General features: G+C 59.7%; 19 protein-coding genes. 9 read left to right on the top strand and 10 right to left on the bottom strand.

Annotated elements, in window-relative coordinates; translation table 11 throughout:
* Positions 1-97: 97 nt before the first annotated feature.
* From pyk to gcl, 5 genes are all read right to left on the bottom strand, one after another.
* Complete coding sequence (gene pyk / locus QRN33_RS01525; RefSeq protein ID WP_065615110.1) at positions 98-1,513, bottom strand: pyruvate kinase; 1,416 nt, start codon at positions 1,511-1,513, stop codon at positions 98-100.
* Positions 1,510-2,784: a glycerate kinase type-2 family protein gene (locus QRN33_RS01530; RefSeq protein ID WP_285406375.1), complete on the bottom strand. Its 1,275-nt coding sequence runs from the start codon at positions 2,782-2,784 to the stop codon at positions 1,510-1,512. Before QRN33_RS01530 ends, pyk begins: the two co-directional genes overlap by 4 nt.
* A 154-nt stretch (positions 2,785-2,938) precedes the next feature.
* A complete protein-coding gene (locus tag QRN33_RS01535; protein ID WP_016771028.1) occupies positions 2,939-3,832 on the bottom strand; it encodes a 2-hydroxy-3-oxopropionate reductase in 894 nt (297 codons plus the stop codon).
* Positions 3,833-3,992: 160 nt separating this feature from the next.
* Entirely contained in the window at positions 3,993-4,775 is a 783-nt protein-coding gene (gene hyi / locus QRN33_RS01540) for a hydroxypyruvate isomerase (protein ID WP_252875796.1), read from the bottom strand.
* Between the two features lie 178 nt (positions 4,776-4,953).
* A complete protein-coding gene (gene gcl / locus QRN33_RS01545) occupies positions 4,954-6,729 on the bottom strand; it encodes a glyoxylate carboligase (RefSeq protein WP_041479607.1) in 1,776 nt (591 codons plus the stop codon).
* A 268-nt stretch (positions 6,730-6,997) separates the two neighbouring features.
* Between gcl and QRN33_RS01550 the strand changes: the two genes are divergently transcribed.
* Entirely contained in the window at positions 6,998-7,450 is a 453-nt protein-coding gene (locus QRN33_RS01550) for a GlcG/HbpS family heme-binding protein (protein WP_285406383.1), read from the top strand.
* A gap of 201 nt (positions 7,451-7,651) precedes the next feature.
* Positions 7,652-8,110, top strand: a complete 459-nt coding sequence (locus QRN33_RS01555) for an REP-associated tyrosine transposase (protein WP_285406385.1) — start codon at positions 7,652-7,654, stop codon at positions 8,108-8,110.
* Positions 8,111-8,211: 101 nt separating this feature from the next.
* Here QRN33_RS01555 and QRN33_RS01560 read toward each other — a convergent pair whose 3' ends face one another.
* The gene (locus tag QRN33_RS01560; protein ID WP_042607576.1) at positions 8,212-8,817 is read right to left on the bottom strand and encodes a TetR/AcrR family transcriptional regulator; all 606 of its coding nucleotides are present in this window, start codon (positions 8,815-8,817) and stop codon (positions 8,212-8,214) included.
* 135 nt (positions 8,818-8,952) lie between these two features.
* Here QRN33_RS01560 and QRN33_RS01565 point away from each other — a divergent pair, with 135 nt between their 5' ends.
* Complete coding sequence (locus QRN33_RS01565; protein ID WP_285406389.1) at positions 8,953-9,867, top strand: DUF808 domain-containing protein; 915 nt, start codon at positions 8,953-8,955, stop codon at positions 9,865-9,867.
* Between the two features lie 174 nt (positions 9,868-10,041).
* Here the strand turns inward: QRN33_RS01565 and QRN33_RS01570 are convergent, their stop codons facing one another.
* Together QRN33_RS01570 and mlaY are read right to left on the bottom strand one after the other, a co-directional pair.
* Positions 10,042-10,830: an MlaA family lipoprotein gene (locus tag QRN33_RS01570; RefSeq protein WP_024012144.1), complete on the bottom strand. Its 789-nt coding sequence runs from the start codon at positions 10,828-10,830 to the stop codon at positions 10,042-10,044.
* Positions 10,823-12,121 (bottom strand): lipid asymmetry maintenance lipase MlaY, encoded by a 1,299-nt coding sequence (gene mlaY / locus QRN33_RS01575; protein ID WP_064365440.1) that lies wholly within the window; start codon positions 12,119-12,121, stop codon positions 10,823-10,825. The genes QRN33_RS01570 and mlaY overlap by 8 nt, the downstream gene beginning before the upstream one ends.
* 224 nt (positions 12,122-12,345) lie before the next feature.
* Here mlaY and QRN33_RS01580 point away from each other — a divergent pair, with 224 nt between their 5' ends.
* Positions 12,346-12,714, top strand: coding sequence for a hypothetical protein (locus QRN33_RS01580; protein ID WP_116659179.1), 369 nt, complete (start codon positions 12,346-12,348; stop codon positions 12,712-12,714).
* An 88-nt stretch (positions 12,715-12,802) separates the two neighbouring features.
* Here QRN33_RS01580 and QRN33_RS01585 read toward each other — a convergent pair whose 3' ends face one another.
* Entirely contained in the window at positions 12,803-14,398 is a 1,596-nt protein-coding gene (locus tag QRN33_RS01585) for a glycoside hydrolase family 17 protein (RefSeq protein ID WP_285406393.1), read from the bottom strand.
* 297 nt (positions 14,399-14,695) lie between these two features.
* Between QRN33_RS01585 and QRN33_RS01590 the strand changes: the two genes are divergently transcribed.
* The 3 genes from QRN33_RS01590 to QRN33_RS01600 all read left to right on the top strand — a co-directional run bounded on the left by QRN33_RS01590 (position 14,696) and on the right by QRN33_RS01600 (position 17,754).
* Positions 14,696-15,547 (top strand): glycine betaine ABC transporter substrate-binding protein, encoded by an 852-nt coding sequence (locus tag QRN33_RS01590; RefSeq protein WP_042607581.1) that lies wholly within the window; start codon positions 14,696-14,698, stop codon positions 15,545-15,547.
* A gap of 240 nt (positions 15,548-15,787) precedes the next feature.
* Entirely contained in the window at positions 15,788-16,099 is a 312-nt protein-coding gene (locus QRN33_RS01595) for a DUF485 domain-containing protein (protein WP_042607582.1), read from the top strand.
* Positions 16,096-17,754: a cation acetate symporter gene (locus QRN33_RS01600; RefSeq protein WP_064365437.1), complete on the top strand. Its 1,659-nt coding sequence runs from the start codon at positions 16,096-16,098 to the stop codon at positions 17,752-17,754. Before QRN33_RS01595 ends, QRN33_RS01600 begins: the two co-directional genes overlap by 4 nt.
* Positions 17,755-18,418: 664 nt before the next feature.
* Here the strand turns inward: QRN33_RS01600 and gltA are convergent.
* Entirely contained in the window at positions 18,419-19,708 is a 1,290-nt protein-coding gene (gene gltA / locus QRN33_RS01605) for a citrate synthase (RefSeq protein WP_042607584.1), read from the bottom strand.
* A gap of 364 nt (positions 19,709-20,072) precedes the next feature.
* Between gltA and sdhC the strand changes: the two genes are divergently transcribed.
* Positions 20,073-20,447 (top strand): succinate dehydrogenase, cytochrome b556 subunit, encoded by a 375-nt coding sequence (gene sdhC, locus QRN33_RS01610; protein WP_016773673.1) that lies wholly within the window; start codon positions 20,073-20,075, stop codon positions 20,445-20,447.
* Entirely contained in the window at positions 20,441-20,809 is a 369-nt protein-coding gene (gene sdhD, locus QRN33_RS01615; RefSeq protein ID WP_008049683.1) for a succinate dehydrogenase, hydrophobic membrane anchor protein, read from the top strand. Before sdhC ends, sdhD begins: the two co-directional genes overlap by 7 nt.
* Positions 20,810-20,812: the final 3 nt, after the last annotated feature.

The following is a 20,812-nucleotide window of genomic DNA, read 5'->3' on the forward strand; positions in this document are numbered from 1 at the left end:
GCTCGCTCCCACATGGATCTGCGTCCAGTCTCGGTTCTGGGATCGACACAGAACCAATGTGGGAGCGAGCCTGCTCGCGAAGAGGCCGGTACAAGCGCTAGATCAAGGTCTCGATGCGCAGCGAATTGGTCGAGCCCGGCTGGCCGAACGGCACGCCGGCGGTGATCAGCAGCGTGTCGCCACGCTCGGCCATGCCTTGCGCCTGAGCAATCTCCAGCGCGGTCGAGCAGACTTCGTCGACCTGACGCAGGCGATCGTTGACCACCGAATGAATGCCCCAGGCCACGCTCAAGCGCCGCGCGGTTTGCAGGTTGGGCGTCAGATTGAGGATCGGTGCTTTCGGCCTCTCCCGCGATGCACGCAGCGTCGAGGCGCCCGACTCGCTGTAATTGACCAGCACCGCCACCGGCAGCACGTTGCTGATACGGCGGATCGCGCAGCTGATCGCATCGGAAACGGTCGCCTCGGCTTTCGGTCGGCTGACGTCGAGCTGGGTCTGATAATCCGGGCCGTTTTCCACCTGGCGGATGATCTTGCTCATCATCTGCACGGCTTCCAGCGGGTACTCGCCAGAGGCGGTTTCCGCTGAGAGCATCACTGCATCGGCGCCTTCGGCCACGGCGTTGGCGACGTCAGTCACCTCGGCACGGGTTGGGGCAGGGGAGAAGCGCATCGACTCGAGCATCTGCGTCGCCACCACCACCGGTTTACCCAGTGCGCGGCAGGTGGTGATGATGTTTTTCTGAATCTGCGGCACGCTTTCCGCTGGCACTTCCACGCCAAGATCCCCGCGCGCGACCATGATCGCGTCGCTCAGCTCAGCGATTTCACGCAATTGCTCGACCGCCGAAGGCTTCTCGATTTTTGCCATCAGAAACGCCTTGTCGCCGATCAATGCGCGGGCTTCGACGATGTCTTGCGGACGCTGCACGAACGACAGCGCCACCCAGTCCACGCCCAGCTCCAGACCGAAGCTCAGGTCGCGGCGATCCTTGGCGGTCAGCGGGCTGAGGTCGAGCACCGCTTGCGGCACATTCACGCCTTTGCGATCGGACAATTCGCCGCCGTTGAGCACCGTGGTGTCGATTGCATCGGCGTACTTGGTGACCACACGCAGGCGCAGTTTGCCGTCGTCGAGCAGCAGGTCCATGCCGGCTTCCAGTGCAGCAATGATCTCCGGATGCGGCAGGTTGACCCGGCGTTCATCGCCCGGTGTCGCATCGAGATCGAGACGGAACGCCTGACCGCGATGCAACTGCACCTTGCCGTCGGCGAACTTGCCGACGCGCAGTTTCGGCCCCTGCAGATCCATCAGAATGCCCAGCGGGTAGTTGAGCTGGCGCTCGACTTCACGGATCCACTGATAGCGCTTGGCGTGGTCGGCATGATCGCCGTGACTGAAGTTCAGGCGGAAGATGTTGACCCCGGCCTCGACCAGCTCGCGAATGTCGTCAATGCCATCGACCGCAGGGCCGAGGGTGGCGAGGATTTTGACCTTTTTATCAGGCGTCATGATTTGCAGTTCTCAAGGATCAGAATGGCGCGGAAGTCGTTGACGTTGGTGCGGGTCGGCTCAGTGACGATCAGCGCATCGAGCGACTGGAAGTAGCCATAGCCGTTGTTGTTATCCAGCTCGTCGCTGGCGTTCAAACCGAGGGCGGCTGCGCGGGCGTAGCTGTCCGGGGTCATGATCGCGCCGGCGTTGTCTTCCGAACCGTCGATGCCATCGGTGTCGCCGGCCAGCGCGTAGACGCCGGGCTGGCCCTTGAGGCTGTCGGTGAGGCTGAGCAGGAATTCAGCGTTACGTCCGCCCCGGCCGTTGCCACGCACGGTAACCGTGGTTTCGCCGCCGGAGAGAATCACGCAAGGTGCCGCCAGCGGCTGGCCGTGGTGGATGATCTGCCGGGCGATGCCAGCGTGGACTTTCGCCACTTCGCGGGACTCGCCCTCGAGGTCGCCGAGAATCAATGTGCTGAAACCGGCCTGACGGCACTTCACCGCCGCCGCATCCAATGATTGCTGCGGCCGGGCGATCAATTGGAAATGGCTGCGCGCCAGACTCGGGTCGCCGGGTTTTACGGTTTCCGATTCCGGACTCTGCAGCCAAGTGCGCACAGAGGCGGGGATGTCGATGCCGTAGCGCTTGATGATCGCCAATGCTTCGGCGGAGGTGCTCGGGTCGGCCACGGTCGGGCCGGAGGCGATGACCGTGGCGAGGTCGCCCGGTACGTCGGAAATCGCATAGGTGTAGACAGTCGCCGGCCAGCAGGCCTTGCCGAGGCGGCCACCCTTGATCGCCGAGAGGTGCTTGCGCACGCAGTTCATCTCGCCGATGGTCGCGCCGGATTTCAGCAAGGCTTTGTTGATCGCTTGTTTGTCAGCAAGGGTGATGCCTTCGGCCGGCAGGGCGAGCAGGGCAGAACCACCACCGGAGAGCAGAAAGATCACGCGATCGTCTTCGCTGAGGTTGCTGACCAGTTCGAGTACGCGTTTGGCCACGGCCAGGCCGGCCGCGTCCGGCACCGGGTGCGCGGCTTCGACCACTTCGATTTTTTCGCACGGAGCGCCGTGACCGTAGCGGGTCACCACCAGGCCGGTGACTTCACCCTCCCAGCAACGCTCGACCACTTGCGCCATGGCGGCAGCGGCTTTGCCGGCGCCGATGACGATGACTCGACCGCTGCGATCGGCAGGCAGATGGGCTTCGAGGACTTGGTTCGGATGGGCCGCGTCGATGGCTGTGGCAAACAGCTCGCGCAGCAGTTGTTGCGGATCGACCGACATGGCGGGCTCCCGGAATTCTTGTTATTCGAATGGGCGACTCAGATCCCTTGTGGGAGCGAGCCTGCTCGCGAACGCGGTATGTCAGCCAACATGGATGTTGAATGTGAAGTCGCTTTCGCGAGCAGGCTCGCTCCCACAGGGTTTTGTGCAGGCTTTATTTATTGTCGCGGATCGAGAAATTGGCCATGTGCTCAAGGCCCTTGATCAGCGCCGAGTGATCCCAATTGCTGCCACCGATGGCCGCGCAGGTGCTGAACACTTGCTGGGCGTTGGCGGTGTTCGGCAGATTGATGTTCAGCTCCTTGGCGCCTTGCAGGGCCAGGTTCAGGTCCTTCTGGTGCAGGCTGATGCGGAAGCCCGGGTCGAAGGTGCCTTTGATCATGCGCTCGCCGTGCACTTCGAGAATCTTCGAAGAGGCGAAACCACCCATCAGGGCTTCACGCACCTTGGCGGGATCGGCACCGTTTTTCGAGGCGAACAGCAGCGCTTCGGCAACGGCCTGGATGTTCAGGGCAACGATGATCTGGTTGGCGACCTTGGCGGTCTGGCCGTCGCCATTGCCACCGACCAGGGTGATATTTTTGCCCATGGCCTGGAACAGCGGCAGGGCGCGTTCGAAGGCATCGGCGTCGCCACCGACCATGATGCTCAGGGTCGCGGCTTTGGCACCGACTTCACCACCGGACACGGGAGCGTCGAGGTATTGCGCGCCTTTCTCGTTGATTTTCGCCGCGAAGGCTTTGGTGGCGGTCGGCGAGATCGAGCTCATGTCGATGACCACTTTGCCCTTGCCGATGCCGGCGGCAACGCCGTCGGCGCGGAACAGCACGTCATCGACCTGCGGGGTATCCGGGACCATGACGATGATGAATTCGGCTTCCTGCGCCACTTCGCGCGGGTTCGCCAGGGCAACGGCGCCAGCGGCGACCAGATCGGCCGGGGCCGCGTCGTGGTGTTGCGACAGGAACAGGCTGTGACCGGCTTTCTGCAGGTTCGCCGCCATTGGGTGGCCCATGATGCCGGTGCCGATGAATCCGATTTTAGCCATGAGAAAATCCTCTTGTTTTTGTCGTGCGCAAGCAAATAGGGGAGCTGCATTTCTGTAGGAGTGAGCCTGCTCGCGATAGCGGTTTGTCAGGCGAGATGGATATTGAATGTGCCAGCCTCATCGCGAGCAGGCTCACTCCTACAGAGGATTTGCTGTGTTCTCAGATTGCGTTGTGGGTTTTCAGCCAGCCGAGGCCAGCCTCGGTGGTGGTCAACGGCTTGTATTCGCAGCCGACCCAACCCTGATAACCGATGCGGTCGAGGTGTTCGAACAGGAAGCGGTAGTTGATCTCACCGGTGCCCGGCTCGTTGCGCCCCGGGTTGTCCGCCAGTTGCACATGGTTGATCTCGCCCAGGTGCGATTGCAGGGTGCGGGCCAGATCACCTTCCATGATCTGCATGTGATAGATGTCGTATTGCAGGAACAGATTGGCGCTGCCGACCTGCTCGCGAATCGACAGGGCTTGCGCCGTGTTGTTCAGGTAGAAACCGGGAATGTCGCGGGTATTGATCGCTTCCATCACCAGTTTGATGCCCGCCGCTTGCAGCTTGTCGGCGGCGTATTTGAGGTTGGCGACAAAGGTTTTTTCCACCGTGGCATCGTCAACGCCTTGCGGACGAATGCCGGCCAGGCAGTTGACCTGGGTGTTGCCCAGCACTTGTGCGTAGGCAATCGCCAGATCGACCCCGGCGCGGAATTCTTCGACCCGATCCGGCAGGCAGGCGATACCGCGCTCGCCCTTGGCCCAGTCACCGGCCGGCAGGTTGAACAGCACTTGGGTCAGACCGTTGGCCTCGAGTCTTGCCTTGATTTCGGCGGAGCTGAAGTCGTACGGGAACAGGTATTCCACGCCACTGAAACCGGCCTTGGCGGCGGCGTCGAAACGGGCAAGGAAATCCTGTTCGGTGAACAGCATGGACAGGTTGGCTGCGAAACGCGGCATGGTGGTCTCCTAAAAACTGATGAGGCACGGTAGATCAGACTGAACGCGATCAGTCCCCTCTCCTTGGGGAGAGGGCTAGGGTGAGGGGAGATCCTGAATCTGATCCCGATTGTACAAGCACCGCAAAACCTTTCCCTCACCCCAGCCCTCTCCCAGAGGGAGAGGGGGCTAAAAGCAATCAATCAAGCAACGAAATCGCCGTCGGCGCGTCGTTGCCGACCAGCGCCAGGTCTTCGAATTCGTTGACCGCGTTGATCTCGGTACCCATGGAGATGTTGGTCACACGCTCCAGGATGATCTCGACGATCACCGGCACCTTGAACTCTTCGATCATCTGTTCGGCCTTGCGCAGGGCAGGGGCGATTTCCGACGGTTCGAACACGCGCAGCGCCTTGCAGCCGAGGCCTTCAGCGACTGCGATGTGGTCAACCCCGTAACCGTTGAGTTCCGGCGCATTCAGGTTATCGAAGGACAGCTGCACGCAGTAGTCCATTTCGAACCCGCGCTGCGCCTGACGGATCAGGCCCAGGTACGAGTTGTTCACCACGACGTGGATGTACGGCAGTTTGAACTGAGCGCCGACCGCCAGTTCTTCGATCATGAACTGGAAATCATAGTCCCCCGACAGGGCCACGACTTTCCGGCTCGGATCGGCCTTGACCACGCCCAGCGCCGCCGGAATGGTCCAGCCCAACGGGCCGGCCTGGCCACAGTTGATCCAGTGACGCGGCTTGTAAACGTGCAGGAACTGCGCGCCGGCAATCTGCGACAGACCAATGGTGCTGACGTAGCAGGTGTCCTTGCCGAACACCTGATTCATTTCCTCGTAAACGCGCTGCGGTTTGACCGGCACGTTGTCGAAGTGGGTCTTGCGATGCAGGCTGGCCTTGCGCTGCTGGCAATCCTGCAGCCAGGCACTGCGGTTTTTCAGCTTGCCGGCGGCTTGCCATTCCCGCGCCACTTCGATGAACACGGTCAGCGCGGCGGCGGCGTCAGAGACGATGCCCAGATCCGGGGTGAAAACACGGCCGATCTGCGTGCCTTCGATGTCGACGTGAATGAACTTGCGACCTTCGGTGTACACGTCCACCGAACCGGTGTGACGGTTGGCCCAGCGGTTACCGATACCCAATACCACGTCGGATTTCAGCATCGTCGCGTTGCCGTAACGGTGCGACGTCTGCAGACCGACCATGCCGACCATCAGCGGGTGATCGTCAGGGATGGTGCCCCAGCCCATCAGGGTCGGGATGACCGGGATGCCGGTCAGTTCGGCGAACTCGACCAACAGATCGCTGGCGTCGGCATTGATGATGCCGCCACCGGCGACCAGCAACGGACGCTCGGCCTGATCCAGCAGCGCCAGAGCCTTCTCGACCTGTACGCGGGTCGCGGTCGGTTTGGCGAGGGGCAGCGGTTGGTAAGCGTCAATATCGAATTCGATCTCGGCCATCTGCACGTCGAATGGCAGGTCGATCAGCACTGGGCCCGGACGGCCGGAGCGCATTTCATAGAAAGCTTTCTGGAAGGCGTAAGGCACCTGGCCCGGTTCGAGCACCGTGGTCGCCCACTTGGTGACTGGCTTGACGATGCTGGTGATGTCGACAGCCTGGAAGTCTTCCTTGTGCATCCGGGCGCGGGGTGCTTGCCCTGTGATGCAGAGAATTGGAATCGAGTCGGCCGAGGCGCTGTAGAGCCCGGTGACCATGTCGGTACCGGCCGGGCCGGACGTGCCGATGCACACGCCGATGTTGCCGGCCTTGGTGCGGGTGTAGCCCTCGGCCATGTGCGAGGCGCCTTCAACGTGGCGAGCAAGGACGTGATCGATGCCACCGACCTTTTGCAAGGCGGAGTACAGCGGGTTGATCGCTGCGCCCGGGATGCCAAAAGCGGTATCAACCCCTTCGCGGCGCATCACCAGAACGGCGGCTTCGATTGCTCTCATTTTGCTCATGGTTTTGTGCCTCTTTACGTTTTGTAATTGTATACAAGTGGCTTTGCGCAGAGTGTATTCACGGCGGACGGCGCAGGTCAATCCATTTTCTCAAGCGGCTGTTTCATTCGTCGGAAGCCGCTTGTGCTGTGGCTTTTCGTCGCATGCGGCGCTTTTCGAGAATTATTGTATACAAAAAACTAACTCATTGTGTTCTATTTGTTGCATCGGACTGTGGCAGAAACGCGCAGTCCCACGACTTTCCCTATAACAAAATGAGGACGGCACCATGAGCGCTTTAACCTTGAAAGTCGCAGTCAACCTGGTCAGCGAAGCCATCAGTGCGGGGCGCGGCATCAACGCCGCGCCACTGACCATCGCGGTACTCGACACCGGCGGCCACCTGATCGCCCTGCAACGCGAAGACGGTGCCAGCCTGTTGCGCCCCGACATCGCCATCGGCAAAGCCTGGGGCGCCATCGCCCTGGGCAAAGGCTCACGCCTGCTCGCCCAGGACGCCCAACAACGTCCGGCCTTTTTTTCTTCGTTGAACAGCATGGGGCAGGGCAGCGTCGTGCCGGCACCGGGTGGTGTGTTGATTCGCAATCAGGCGGGTGAAGTGCTGGGCGCGATCGGGATCAGCGGGGATTTGTCGGATGTGGATGAGCAGGTGGCGATCAAAGCGGTGGAGGCGCTGGATCTGAGGGCGGATGGGGGGGGGGGTTGCTTGAATTTGCGGTGATTGAGCTATCGCCATCGCGAGCAGGCTCACTCCTACAGTGGATGTGGGTTCAGACACAAAATGTTGGAACGCCACAAAACCCCTGTAGGAGTGAGCCTGCTCGCGATAGCTATCTTCCGGACACATCCTGCCAACAGTCTGGCCACTCCATTAGCATCCCCGGTACTAGCCTCTTATGACTTGATCACAGGAGGCAAAGGAATGCCAGATCTACCTGCTGCACATAAATTGCGAGTCGGGCGCTATGCCGAAGTCAGCCGAATCTATCTGTTAACCAGCAACGCCCATGAACGAAGGCCGGTTTTCAAGGATTTTGCCTTGGGCAAGCTGGTCGCTGATCAATTCCAAAATGCCCAGGATTCCGGGCTTGTGAATTCGCTGGCTTGGGTCGTCATGCCTGATCATTTCCATTGGCTAATTGAATTACGACGAGGCTCATTGAGTGAGCTGATACAGAAAACCAAGTCGATGAGTACCAGATCCGTAAGACAGGCTACCGGAGATAACAATGTTCTCTGGCAGAGAGGTTTTCATGATCGGGCGTTGCGGCGGGAGGAGAACCTGGTGAAAGTGGCGCGGTATGTAGTAGCCAACCCATTGCGGGCCGGGCTGGTGGAAAAGCTTGGCGACTATCCGCTATGGGATGCGATTTGGGTTTGAGTGGGACCGTATCGCCTCGATCGCGAGCAGGCTCACTCCTACAGGGGAACGTATTCCAAATGTAGGAGTGAGCCTGCTCGCGATTGCGTCGCTGCGGTCTTTCAGTCCGGCTCACACCCTTTTAAAACCAACCGGATAATCGTCTGCGCGGCCGCTTCATAATCGGCTTCGTCGAGTTTGTCTTTCCCGGTCACGGCAGAAATCTGCCAGTCGAAGTCGGCGTAGGTCTGGGTGGCGGCCCAGATGCTGAACATCAGGTGGTTGGGGTCGATCGGGGCGATCTGGCCGCGGTCGATCCAGCTCTGGATGCAGGCGATGTTGTGCTTGGCCTGGGCGTTGAGCTGCTCGACCAGGTCGGCGCTCAGGTGCGGCGCGCCGTGCATGATTTCGCTTGCGAATACCTTGGAGGCGTAGGGCAGGTCGCGGGAGATGCGGATCTTCGAGCGGATGTAGCCGCTCAGCACTTCGCTCGGCACGCCATCCGGGTTGAACGGGGTCGAGGCCTGCAGAATCGGCTCGATGATGCTTTCCAGCACCTCGCGGTAGAGGTTTTCCTTGGATTTGAAGTAGTAGTAGACGTTGGGCTTGGGCAATCCCGCCTTGGCGGCGATGTCGCTGGTTTTGGTCGCCGCAAAGCCCTTGTCGGCAAACTCTTCGCTGGCGGCGCGCAGGATCAGTTCTTTGTTACGCTCGCGGATTGTGCTCATAAACCCGGTGGTTCCTTGCCTGTTCTGGCGGTGGCGCATGGTAGCACCGGCCTTGAGCGGCGCTCAACAATGCAGCCTGTGGCCGGCGGTCGCGTTATGCTTGGCAACACTCATACACAGAAGGAAACAGGATTCATGGCAGGAAGCAGTTTGCTGGTGCTGATCGATGACATCGCCACCGTTCTGGATGACGTTGCATTGATGACGAAAATGGCCGCCAAGAAGACTGCCGGCGTGCTCGGTGACGACCTGGCGCTCAACGCCCAGCAGGTCTCGGGCGTGCGCGCCGAGCGGGAAATTCCCGTGGTCTGGGCGGTGGCCAAGGGCTCGTTCGTCAACAAACTGATCCTCGTGCCGTCGGCGCTGGCAATCAGCGCCTTCGTGCCATGGCTGGTGACGCCGCTGTTGATGGTCGGCGGTGCGTACCTGTGCTTCGAGGGTTTCGAGAAACTTGCGCACAAGTTCCTGCACAGCAAAGAGGAAGACGAGGCTGGGCATGCGCAACTGACTGAAGCTGTGGCCGACCCGAGCACCGATCTGGTGGCGTACGAAAAGGACAAGATCAAAGGCGCGATCCGCACCGACTTCATTCTTTCGGCAGAAATCATCGCCATCACCCTCGGCACCGTGGCAGATGCCTCGCTGACCCAGCAAGTGGTTGTCATGTCCGGCATCGCCATCGTCATGACCGTCGGCGTTTACGGTTTGGTGGCGGGCATCGTCAAACTCGACGATCTGGGCCTGTGGCTGACGCAGAAACCCGGGCAGATGGCGAAAAAAATCGGCGGCGGCATTCTCAGCGCCGCGCCGTACATGATGAAAACCCTGTCGGTGGTCGGTACGGCGGCGATGTTCCTGGTCGGCGGCGGCATCCTGACTCATGGCGTGCCGGTGCTGCATCACTGGATCGAAGGTGTCGGCGCAGCGGCGGGCAGCGCCGGGTTCGCCGTGCCAATGCTGCTCAATGGTGTTGCGGGGATTATTGCCGGCGCCGTGGTGCTGGCGGTAGTGACTGTCGTGGGCAAGCTCTGGCGCGCAATCAAAGGCTGAATACAGCCCCCTGTAGGAGTGAGCCTGCTCGCGATAGCGGTTTGTCAGCCAGACAGGTGGTGACTGGTACACCGCTATCGCGAGCAGGCTCACTCCTACAATTTGATCTGTGTGATGCCATGAAAAAGGGCCATTCGACTCGCATCGAATGGCCCTTTTTTGTACCCGCCGAAATTACTCGGCGATCTGCAACTTGCGTGCTTCGGTGTAGACGTAGCGCACTTTCTCGTACTCGAACGGCGAGTTCATCTGGCCGTAGCGGAAGCTGGTCTGGTAGCGCTTGTCGATCGCACGCAGTGCCCAGACTTCCGGATGGTTGGAGCTGACTTCCGCGACATTGAGGAAGTTGATCGCAGTGTCGGCGGTGTAATCCACGGCAAGACCTGCAGTGTCGCGAATGTTCGACGGGCCGAAGATCGGCAGTACGAAGTAGGCGCCGCCCGGCACGCCATAGAAGCCCAGGGTCTGGCCGAAGTCTTCGTTCTGGCGCGGCAGGCCCATGGCGGTCGCCGGGTCCCACAGGCCGGCGATGCCGATCGTGGTGTTGAGCAGCAGGCGCGCGGTGGTTTCCATCGAGCGCTGGCCCTTGAACTGCAACAGGCTGTTGACCAGGTTCGGCACGTCACCAATGTTGTTGAAGAAGTTGCTCACCCCGGTCCGCACAAAGCTTGGCGTGATGTAGCGATAGCCATCGACCACCGGCAGGAACACCCACTGGTCGAAACGGTAGTTGAAGTGGTAGACCCGACGGTTCCACGATTCCAGCGGGTCATAGACGTTCAGCGCGTTGAGCGTCGAGCGCTCGAACTCGCGCTGGTCCAGGCCCGGGTTGAATTTGAGTTTGGTCAGCGGTTCCTTGAAACCGTCGCTGTCGACCACCACCGGTGCGTCGGCTTTACTGTTGTCGGCCTGGGCCACGCCTGCACAGAGGAACGCTGCAATCAGCAGGAGATATTTAGCCACGGAAGAACTCCAGCATGGCGTCGCTGTTGACGCGGTAGTTAAGGTTGCCGCAGTGGCCGCCCAGTGGATAAACGGTCAGGCGATCACCGAAGGTTTTACGCAGGAAGCCCAGGTCGCCAGGGCCGAGGATGACGTCGTCGGCGTTGTGCATCACGGCGATTTTCGGGCTGTCGTGCAGGTAATCCTTGAGCGCATACAGGCTGACCTGATCGATCAGTTGCAGCAGGCTGCCGCCGTCGGTGCGGGCGCGCCACATCGGAATGACCTGTTCGGTGATGTAGCAGTCGAAGTCGCATTGCAGCGCACGCTTGAGGAACGGCGTGAGGCTGGTGCCTTCGGTGATCGGGAATTTCGGCGGGGTGATCAGGCCGCGACGGTTGACCAGGTCCGAGGTGTAGGCAATGTCGGCGGCCGAGAAGCGGAACGACGTGCCGATGAGCATGGCCATCTGTTCGTTGGTCAGATGCTGCTTGGACTGCTGGAAGTCATACAGCAGCGCATCGTTGAGGTCGATGTAGCCTTTCTGCTGGAAGTAGCGGGTCAGTTTGGCCAGCACCAGCTCATAGAAAGTGGTGCTGTTGTTGATACCCTTGACCTCGGTCTGCACCAGCTTGTCGAGGTTGGTCACCGAGGTATAGAGATTGACCGGCGGGTTGAGCAGCAGGACTTTCTTGAAGTTGAAGCTGCGGCGGGTCTCGTCCAGATGCGCGACGAACGCGGCATCCAGGGCGCCGAGGCTGTAACCGGTCAGGTAGTACTCGGTGACCGGCAGTTTCGGATTCTGCGCCCGCACGGCCTGCATCACCCGGTACATGTCTTCGGCATCTTCCTTGGTCACGCCCGGGGTGGCGAAACGCGAAGCGGCGCTGATGAAGTCGAAACTGGTCGGCGAAGACAACTGCACGACGTGGTAGCCGGCCTTGTAATACAACTTCTTCAGGTATTCGTTGAGCGTGCTGTCAAAGCGCGCGCCGGTGCCGGCGATCAGGAAGATCAGCGGCGCCGGTTTGTCCTGGGTGGCGATGCGGTAGGTGAGTTTTTTGACTGCCCAGAAATTGTCCGGCAGCTGGAATTCACGCTCCGGGCGCAGGGTGAGGCTGCGATCCGACTGAGTGATGTCGTCGTCCAGCGGCAACTCCGGACGCAGGTCCGGTGGTGTCGTGGCGATCGTCGCCTCGAACGGGTTGGTCAGCGGGTAGCCATAACTGGCGGCGTCGATATCCACCGCCAGCGCGGACGCACTCAAAATTAGGCCGCTGAACAGCGCGGCGAAGCGCAAGGAACGGAGCATGACTAGATCCCTTAGAGGAAGGTGCCGATTGAAGTTCGCAGGCTATGACCACCGGCCAAGCGCCAAAGTGCCATGCTGCGGCACCAAACAGGCGGAATTCGGGGTAATAGTAGCTGGACGATACACGTTGCGAGGGCTCGCTGAACAGTTAACAGTTGTTAGTGCTTGCGAATGCCGGCCGGCAGATTAAGCTGGCCGCCGATTTCCGCAGATTGGAGTGCTCCATGTCCCGCCGCTTGCCCGTGATTGTGCTGCTCGTTTTGTTGCCGCTGTGGCTGGCCGCCAGTTATGCCGCGCGTTACGGGTTCATGGAAGACGGACAGTGGGTGGGCATCTGCGTCGACGAGGCCAGTCGCTGGGAATGCGCGGTGCGGTCGAACCTTGGGCTGATGATTCATTTCAAGGTGCTGGGCTGGGCGGCGGTAGGCGTAGCGCTGTTGGGATTTGTCGTGCCCGGACGGGCAGGGTGGTGGCTGGCGGTGCTGGCGCTGGTGTTCGGATTGCCGGCCCTGGCCTTGTACAACACGACGTTGGCGGTGCTTGCCGTAGTGATTGCCGGGTTGCGCTTGGTCAGATCCTCACGCAACGCGTGACAGAACAGATCGCAGCCTTCGGCAGCTCCTACAGTTGCATGTCGTACACCTGTAGGAGCTGCCGAAGGCTGCGATCTTTTGATCTTGCTCAGCCGTTGCGAACCCGCAGACAGCGCCACAACGCCACCACCATCAATCCACTGACCAGCGCCCATCCCCACGCCTGCTGATTCTGCAATCCTTCCTGATACAACTGCGGCACGATCCCCGCACCGACCATGAAAGTCAGCAACGCAATCTCCCGGCGCGGCACACTCACCGGGCGGCACAGGTACACCAGGGCTGGCAGCACGAACGCCATGCTGGCAAAACTGCGATAACGCGGATCGAAGACCATCTCCAGCATCATCACCGCCGCCGCAAAACCAGCCGCTGCGACCAGCCAGCCGGCGCGATGCTCGAGGAAATTAAAGGCTCGCGCGCGCCATCCGCTACGGGCACTCAACGTCAGCGCGGCATGGGCAAGCACCAACAGATTCAACCCGGTCAGCAAACCGACCCACAGCCATTCGCCGGCAAACCGTGTGGTCAAACGCGCCAGATCGCCCCAGGCTCCGATCGAGCAAGCAGCGACGGCGCCCAGCAGCGGCAGCAGCAGCGCCGAACGGGTGGACCGAACGCGGCCACCGAGGATTAGCGTGCCGAGCAGAATCACAGCACCGACCGCCAGCCATTCTTTCCAGTACGGCACATTGCTCACCGGCCCGGCGAGTACACCCTTGTCCTGGCGATCGGCATCGAACAGCCCCCAATAGCCGCCGACCGCGCCTTCACTGCCGCGCTTCCACGGTTGATCGAAGGCTTCGATCAGGTTGTAGCGCCAGCCTTCCTGCTCGGCCATCGCCACGAATCCACGAATGAATTTTGCCTCGTTGACCCGGCTCGGTACGGCGGTTTCGCGTTGACGGCCTTCGCTCGGCCAGCCGGTTTCACCGATCATCACGTCTTTGGGTGCGAACTTGTTGCCGAACACCTGACGCACATCCGCCACATGCCGCAGCGCCACGTCGATGTTCGACGGATCGTCTTCCCAGTACGGCAGCAGGTGAATGGTCAGGAAATCCACGGCCGGGGCCACTTCCGGGTGCTTGAGCCAGAATTCCCAGACGTCGGCGTAGGTCACCGGTTGCTTGACCTGGCTTTTGACCTTGTTGATCAGCCGCGCCAGTTGCGCTCCGGTGACCTCTTTGCGCAGCAGCGCCTCGTTACCGACGATCACCGCCGTCACCACGTCGGGGTTGGCGTTGGCGGATTTGATCAGCAGCTCGACTTCCTGCTCGGTATCCACGGGGTTGCTGTTGACCCAGGCGCCGATCATCAACTTCAGACCGTGCTTTCGCGCCAGATCGGGCAGAGCGTCGAGGCCGGTCATCGAATAGGTGCGGATACATTCGAAGCGCGTCGCCAGGAGCGCGAGGTCGGCGTCCATGCGCTCCGGGCGCAATTTGAACGGCACGTCGAACGGCGACTGGTCCTTGTCGAACGGCGTGTACGAGGCGCATTGCAGCTTGTGCGTCGGCGTTGCAGCGTCGGGCAGGATCACCGGTTGGCCGAGGCCGTACCAGAAACCGCCAAGGGCCAGCAGCCCGAGCAGGCAGGCGAACAGATAAGGCAGAAAAGGAAATCGGAACGTAGCGGACATGGTCGGGCCGAGTGGCTGCAAAGCGACGCATGTTACCTGCATTTATAGAGGGGCAGGGGGCTTGCAGGCGTTGTACATGCAAAGTTCGGGCGGATTGTCTGGCGTCAATTAATCTTGGTTGATTAATGGCTTTCTGATGTCGTTTCTCGTTGCCTTGAGGTCGCTGACAGAGCAGGTCGCCTGCCGCTTGAGGTTGATGATCAAACCATCAGTACCCTTTTTGAAAAATCGGCTGATGTTCGGTGTGTGAGGTCCGGCGTGATGGGGGCGCTGTGCACCATAACAATACGTTGACGATGTCCGGCATCCGTCGGGCGCAGCATTTCGGGGAAGTAAACGATGAAGATGCGACGACTTTTAGGCGCAGGTGCCGCTCTGGTGCTTGCGATGAGTTCCACTTTCGCCAACGCTGAAAAACAGACCCTGAACATCGGTTACGTTGACGGCTGGTCCGACAGCGTGGCGACCACCCACGTGGCGGCCGAAGTGATCAAACAGAAACTCGGTTATGACGTGAAGCTCCAAGCCGTCGCCACCGGGATCATGTGGCAGGGCGTAGCCACCGGCAAACTCGACGCCATGCTCTCGGCCTGGCTGCCCGTGACCCACGGTGACTACTGGACGAAAAACAAGGATCAGGTCGTCGATTACGGCCCGAACTTCAAGGACGCAAAAATCGGCCTGATCGTGCCTGAGTACGTCAAAGCCAAATCGATCGAAGACCTGAAAACCGACGACACCTTCAAAAACCGCATTGTCGGCATCGACGCCGGTTCAGGCGTGATGCTCAAGACCGATCAGGCGATCAAGGATTATGGTCTGGACAAGTACAGCCTCAAGGCCAGTTCCGGCGCCGGCATGATTGCCGAGCTGACCCGTGCCGAGAAGAAAAACGAATCCATCGCCGTCACCGGTTGGGTGCCGCACTGGATGTTCGCCAAGTGGAAACTGCGCTTCCTCGACGACCCGAAAGGCGTGTATGGCCAGGCTGAAACCGTCAACAGCATCGGCAGCAAAGGCCTGGAAGCCAAGGCACCGGAAGTGGCCAAGTTCCTGAAGAACTTCCAGTGGGCCTCGAAAGACGAAATCGGCGAAGTGATGCTGGCGATTCAGGACGGCGCCAAGCCTGATGCAGCGGCCAAGGACTGGGTGGCCAAACACCCGGATCGCGTGGCTGACTGGACCAAATAATTTAAATCCCGCCACACCCCTGTAGGAGTGAGCCTGCTCGCGATAGCGTTCCGTCAGTTGAGAGAAATGTCGACTGACACGACGCCATCGCGAGCAGGCTCACTCCTACAGTTGTTTTGAGTGTCCGGAAAATGGCAGAAGGATCATGGCCATCTACTACTAAGGTCGTCTGGAACCTCTCTCGCAGCCGCATACATTAGCTACGTTCCAACAATAATTTGTGCTGCGAGGATAAAAACAATGAACGACAGCATTTACCTCTCGATTCAAAACAGTCCCCGATTCAAGGAGCTGGTTCAGAAAAGGGAACGATTCGCCTGGATTCTCTCGGCAATCATGCTTGGGCTCTACTCCGCATTCATCCTGCTGATCGCCTACGGGCCGCACGTGCTCGGGGCGAAACTCAGTCCTGAATCGTCGATCACCTGGGGCATCCCGATCGGTGTCGGCCTGATTCTCTCGGCCTTCGTCCTGACTGGCATCTACGTGCGCCGCGCCAATGGCGAGTTCGACGACCTGAACAATGCGATTCTCAAGGAGGCTCAGCAATGATCCGGCGTCTACTGGCTCTTCTGAGCGTTGCCGCGTTCGCACCCGGCGCCTGGGCGGCTGACGCCCTGACCGGTGCGGTGGCCAAGCAACCGCTGAACATCCCGGCGATCCTGATGTTCGTGGCCTTCGTCGGCGCGACCCTGTACATCACTTACTGGGCGTCGAAGAAAAACAACTCGGCCGCCGACTACTACGCGGCTGGCGGCAAGATCACCGGTTTCCAGAACGGCCTGGCGATTGCCGGTGACTACATGTCGGCGGCGTCCTTCCTGGGCATTTCCGCGCTGGTGTTCACCTCCGGCTACGATGGCCTGATCTACTCGATCGGTTTCCTCGTTGGCTGGCCGATCATTCTGTTCCTGATCGCCGAGCGCCTGCGCAACCTGGGTAAATACACCTTTGCCGACGTCGCGTCCTACCGCCTCGGGCAAACCCAGATCCGCACGCTGTCCGCTTGCGGTTCGCTGGTGGTGGTGGCGTTCTACCTGATCGCGCAAATGGTCGGTGCCGGCAAGCTGATCCAGTTGCTGTTCGGCCTCGATTACCACGTTGCGGTGATTCTGGTCGGCGTACTGATGTGCATGTACGTGCTGTTCGGCGGCATGCTCGCGACCACTTGGGTGCAGATCATCAAGGCAGTGCTGCTGCTGTCCGGTGCTTCGTTCATGGCGCTGATGGTGATGAAGCACGTCGGCTTCGACTTCAACACGCTGTTCTCCGAGGCGATCAAGGTGCACGCCAAGGGTGAAGCGATCATGAGCCCGGGCGGTCTGGTCAAGGATCCGATCTCGGCGTTCTCCTTGGGTCTGGCGCTGATGTTCGGTACCGCTGGCCTGCCGCACATTCTGATGCGCTTCTTCACCGTGAGTGACGCCAAGGAAGCGCGCAAGAGCGTGCTGTACGCTACCGGTTTCATCGGCTACTTCTACATCCTGACCTTCATCATCGGCTTCGGCGCGATCCTGCTGGTCAGCACCAACCCGGCCTTTAAGGATGCAGCGGGGGCCTTGCTCGGCGGCAACAACATGGCGGCGGTGCACCTGGCCAACGCGGTCGGCGGCAGCATCTTCCTGGGCTTCATCTCGGCGGTGGCGTTCGCGACCATTCTCGCGGTGGTAGCCGGTCTGACGCTGGCAGGTGCCTCGGCGGTATCCCACGACCTGTACGCCAGTGTGATCAAGAAGGGCAAGGCCAACGAGAAGGATGAGATTCGCGTGTCGAAGATCACCACCATCGCCCTGGCAGTGCTGGCGATTGGTCTGGGCATTCTGTTCGAAAGCCAGAACATTGCGTTCATGGTGGGCCTGGCGTTCTCGATCGCGGCGAGCTGCAACTTCCCGGTACTGCTGCTTTCGATGTACTGGAAGAAGCTGACTACCCGTGGCGCGATGATTGGCGGCTGGCTGGGTCTGATCAGTGCCGTGGGCCTGATGATCCTTGGCCCGACCATCTGGGTGCAGATTCTGCATCACGAGAAGGCGATCTTCCCTTACGAGTATCCGGCGCTGTTTTCGATGATGATTGCGTTCATCGGGATCTGGTTCTTCTCGATCACTGACAAGTCGGCGGCTGCGGATAACGAGCGGGCGCTGTTCTTCCCGCAGTTTGTGCGTTCGCAGACCGGGTTGGGGGCGAGTGGGGCGGTTTCGCACTAAGAGATCAGCTGCAAGCTTCAAGCTTCAAGAAAACGCCCTGGTTGAGAGATTGGGGCGTTTTTTTGTGGGCGGTTATCGGTTGGTCTGGTGTGTATATCCGTTGCGATCAATCCCTCCACTCAGCTTTCCGACGTCGCCCGTGGATCAAGATCAAGAGCACTCGAGCTAACGCTCATTGTTGAGTGGTTAGAAGCGTCGCATGGCTTGAGATTTTCGGTGGATTCGCCCCTCACCCCAGCCCTCTCCCGAGGGAGAGGGGGCCGATCTGTGTGGTGTTCAAAACCTGCATTCGACTCGGTATCTCAGGTCGGCGTACTTCGCCTGTACAACTCGGTCAGTCCCCTCTCCCTCTGGGAGAGGGCTAGGGTGAGGTGCCCTTGATCCGGCTCTTGATCTTTTGCCCCTTCGGCAGGCTTCGTTACGGGATCGGTCCCGTAACGAAGGAACCCCGAGCTTTAGCGAGCGGGCCGTACGCCGGGGCAAAGCCTTTTGCTTACTTTTTGGCGTTTGAAAAGTGAGTCGCTGTAAGAGCGAAACCATAAGAAGCCGTTACCGCAGCAACAGATATGCCCCCAATCCAATGAACACCAACAGAAACAAAAACGGCCTCTATATAAGAGGCCGTTCCTGACACACCACTAACCCATCACAAAAAGAAAAAACCTTATTTGCGATCTTCCAGCGAGGTAATGTCACGCGACTCGTAACCCGTGTACAGCTGGCGCGGACGGCCAATCTTGTACGGGCTCGAGAGCATTTCCTTCCAGTGCGAAATCCAGCCGACAGTACGTGCCAGCGCGAAAATCACAGTGAACATGCTGGTCGGAATGCCGATCGCCTTGAGGATGATCCCCGAGTAGAAATCGACGTTCGGGTACAGCGAGCGCTCGATGAAGTACGGGTCGGTCAGGGCGATCTCTTCCAGGCGCATGGCCAGTTCGAGTTGCGGATCGTTGTTGATGCCCAGTTCCTTCAGCACTTCGTCGCAGGTCTGCTTCATGACAGTCGCGCGCGGGTCGCGGTTCTTGTAGACGCGGTGACCGAAGCCCATCAGCTTGAACGAATCGTTCTTGTCCTTGGCCTTGGCGATGAACTTGTCGATGTTCGACACATCGCCAATCTCGTCGAGCATGGTCAACACGGCTTCGTTCGCACCGCCGTGGGCAGGGCCCCACAGTGCGGCGATACCGGCGGCGATACAGGCGAACGGGTTGGCACCCGAGGAGCCGGCCAGACGCACGGTGGAGGTCGAAGCGTTCTGCTCGTGGTCGGCATGCAGGATGAAGATCCGGTCCATGGCCTTGGCGAGTACCGGGCTGATCGGTTTGATCTCGCACGGGGTGTTGAACATCATGTGCAGGAAGTTTTCCGCGTACGTCAGATCGTTGCGCGGGTACATCATGGGTTGGCCCATGGAGTACTTGTAAACCATCGCTGCCAGGGTCGGCATCTTCGCAACCAGACGGATCGCGGAGATTTCGCGATGCTGCGGGTTATTGATGTCCAGGGAGTCGTGGTAGAAGGCCGAGAGGGCGCCGACTACACCGCACATGACGGCCATCGGGTGGGCGTCGCGACGGAAGCCGTTGAAGAAGGTTTTCAGCTGCTCGTGAACCATGGTGTGGTTTTTCACGGTGCTGACGAACTGGGCCTTCTGTTCTGCGGTCGGCAGTTCGCCGTTGAGCAGCAGGTAGCAGGTTTCCAGGTAGTCCGACTTTTCAGCCAGCTGTTCGATCGGGTAGCCGCGGTGCAACAGAATGCCGTTGTCGCCGTCGATATAGGTAATTTTCGATTCGCACGAAGCGGTCGACATGAAACCCGGGTCGAAAGTGAAGCGGCCCGTGGCCGTCAGGCCCCGAACATCGATTACATCGGGACCAACGGTGCCGGTTAAAATGGGCAGCTCGACGGGGGCTGCGCCCTCGATGATCAACTGCGCTTTTTTGTCAGCCATGTGGCCTCCTATTTATGCTTGAACCATCAGACAGACCCCCCACGCAGGGCCCGCACCACTATAGTGAGATAAATTCGAATGTCAATTTGCCTAAAGTCTTGCTCCAGAAGGCTTTAAGCCGACTTTTTCCTCGAAATTGCCTGCCATTTACGCCTTTTATGCAACTTGTGCAATCCGCTATTGGGGGTAGGTGAACGCGTTGTCATTAGTAGCCTAACTGTCTATACTCGGCCACCGACCGCCAAGGGCTTTTGGGCTTGCTTTCATTGGGGGTCGCATCCCTGGGTGGTGGTTACCTGACCAGTGCACTCCCCAACAACTTTGCCCTGATTGTTAGGGGCTCTTCAGTGTGAAAAAAAAAGCCGTGAAAAGCCAACGACCTGTAAACCTAGACCTAAGGACCATCAAACTCCCAGTCACTGCTTACACGTCCATTCTTCACCGTATCTCCGGTGTCATCCTCTTCGTGTGCCTTGCCATCATGCTTTACGCATTGGACAAGTCGCTGAGCTCCGAGGAAGGCTTCGGTCAGGTGAAAGCGTGTCTGACCAGTCCGCTAGCCAAGCTAGTGATTTGGGGCATCCTGTCCGCTCTGCTGTATCACCTGGTAGCCGGTGTGCGCCACTTGATCATGGACATGGGCATCGGTGAGACGCTGGAAGGCGGCAAACTGGGCTCGAAAATCGTTATCGCCGTTTCCGTGGTGGTAATCGTTCTGGCAGGAGTCTGGATATGGTAACTAACGTCACTAACCTGTCGCGTTCGGGCCTCTATGACTGGATGGCACAGCGTGTGTCTGCGGTCGTTCTCGCGGCTTACTTCATCTTTCTGATCGGATACATCGTCGCCAATCCAGGCCTCGAGTATGCCCAGTGGCATGAACTGTTCGCTCACAACGGAATGCGTATTTTCAGCCTGCTGGCCCTTGTTGCTCTGGGCGCTCACGCCTGGGTCGGCATGTGGACCATCGCGACCGACTACCTGACGCCGATGGCGTTCGGCAAGTCCGCAACGGCGATACGTTTCCTTTTCCAGGCAGTATGCGGCGTTGCGATGTTCGCTTACTTCGTCTGGGGTGTGCAGATTCTCTGGGGTATCTGATTC

Origin of the sequence: Pseudomonas sp. FR229a, from assembly GCF_030209115.1 — a bacterium.
Taxonomy (GTDB): Bacteria; Pseudomonadota; Gammaproteobacteria; order Pseudomonadales; family Pseudomonadaceae; genus Aquipseudomonas; species Aquipseudomonas moraviensis_A.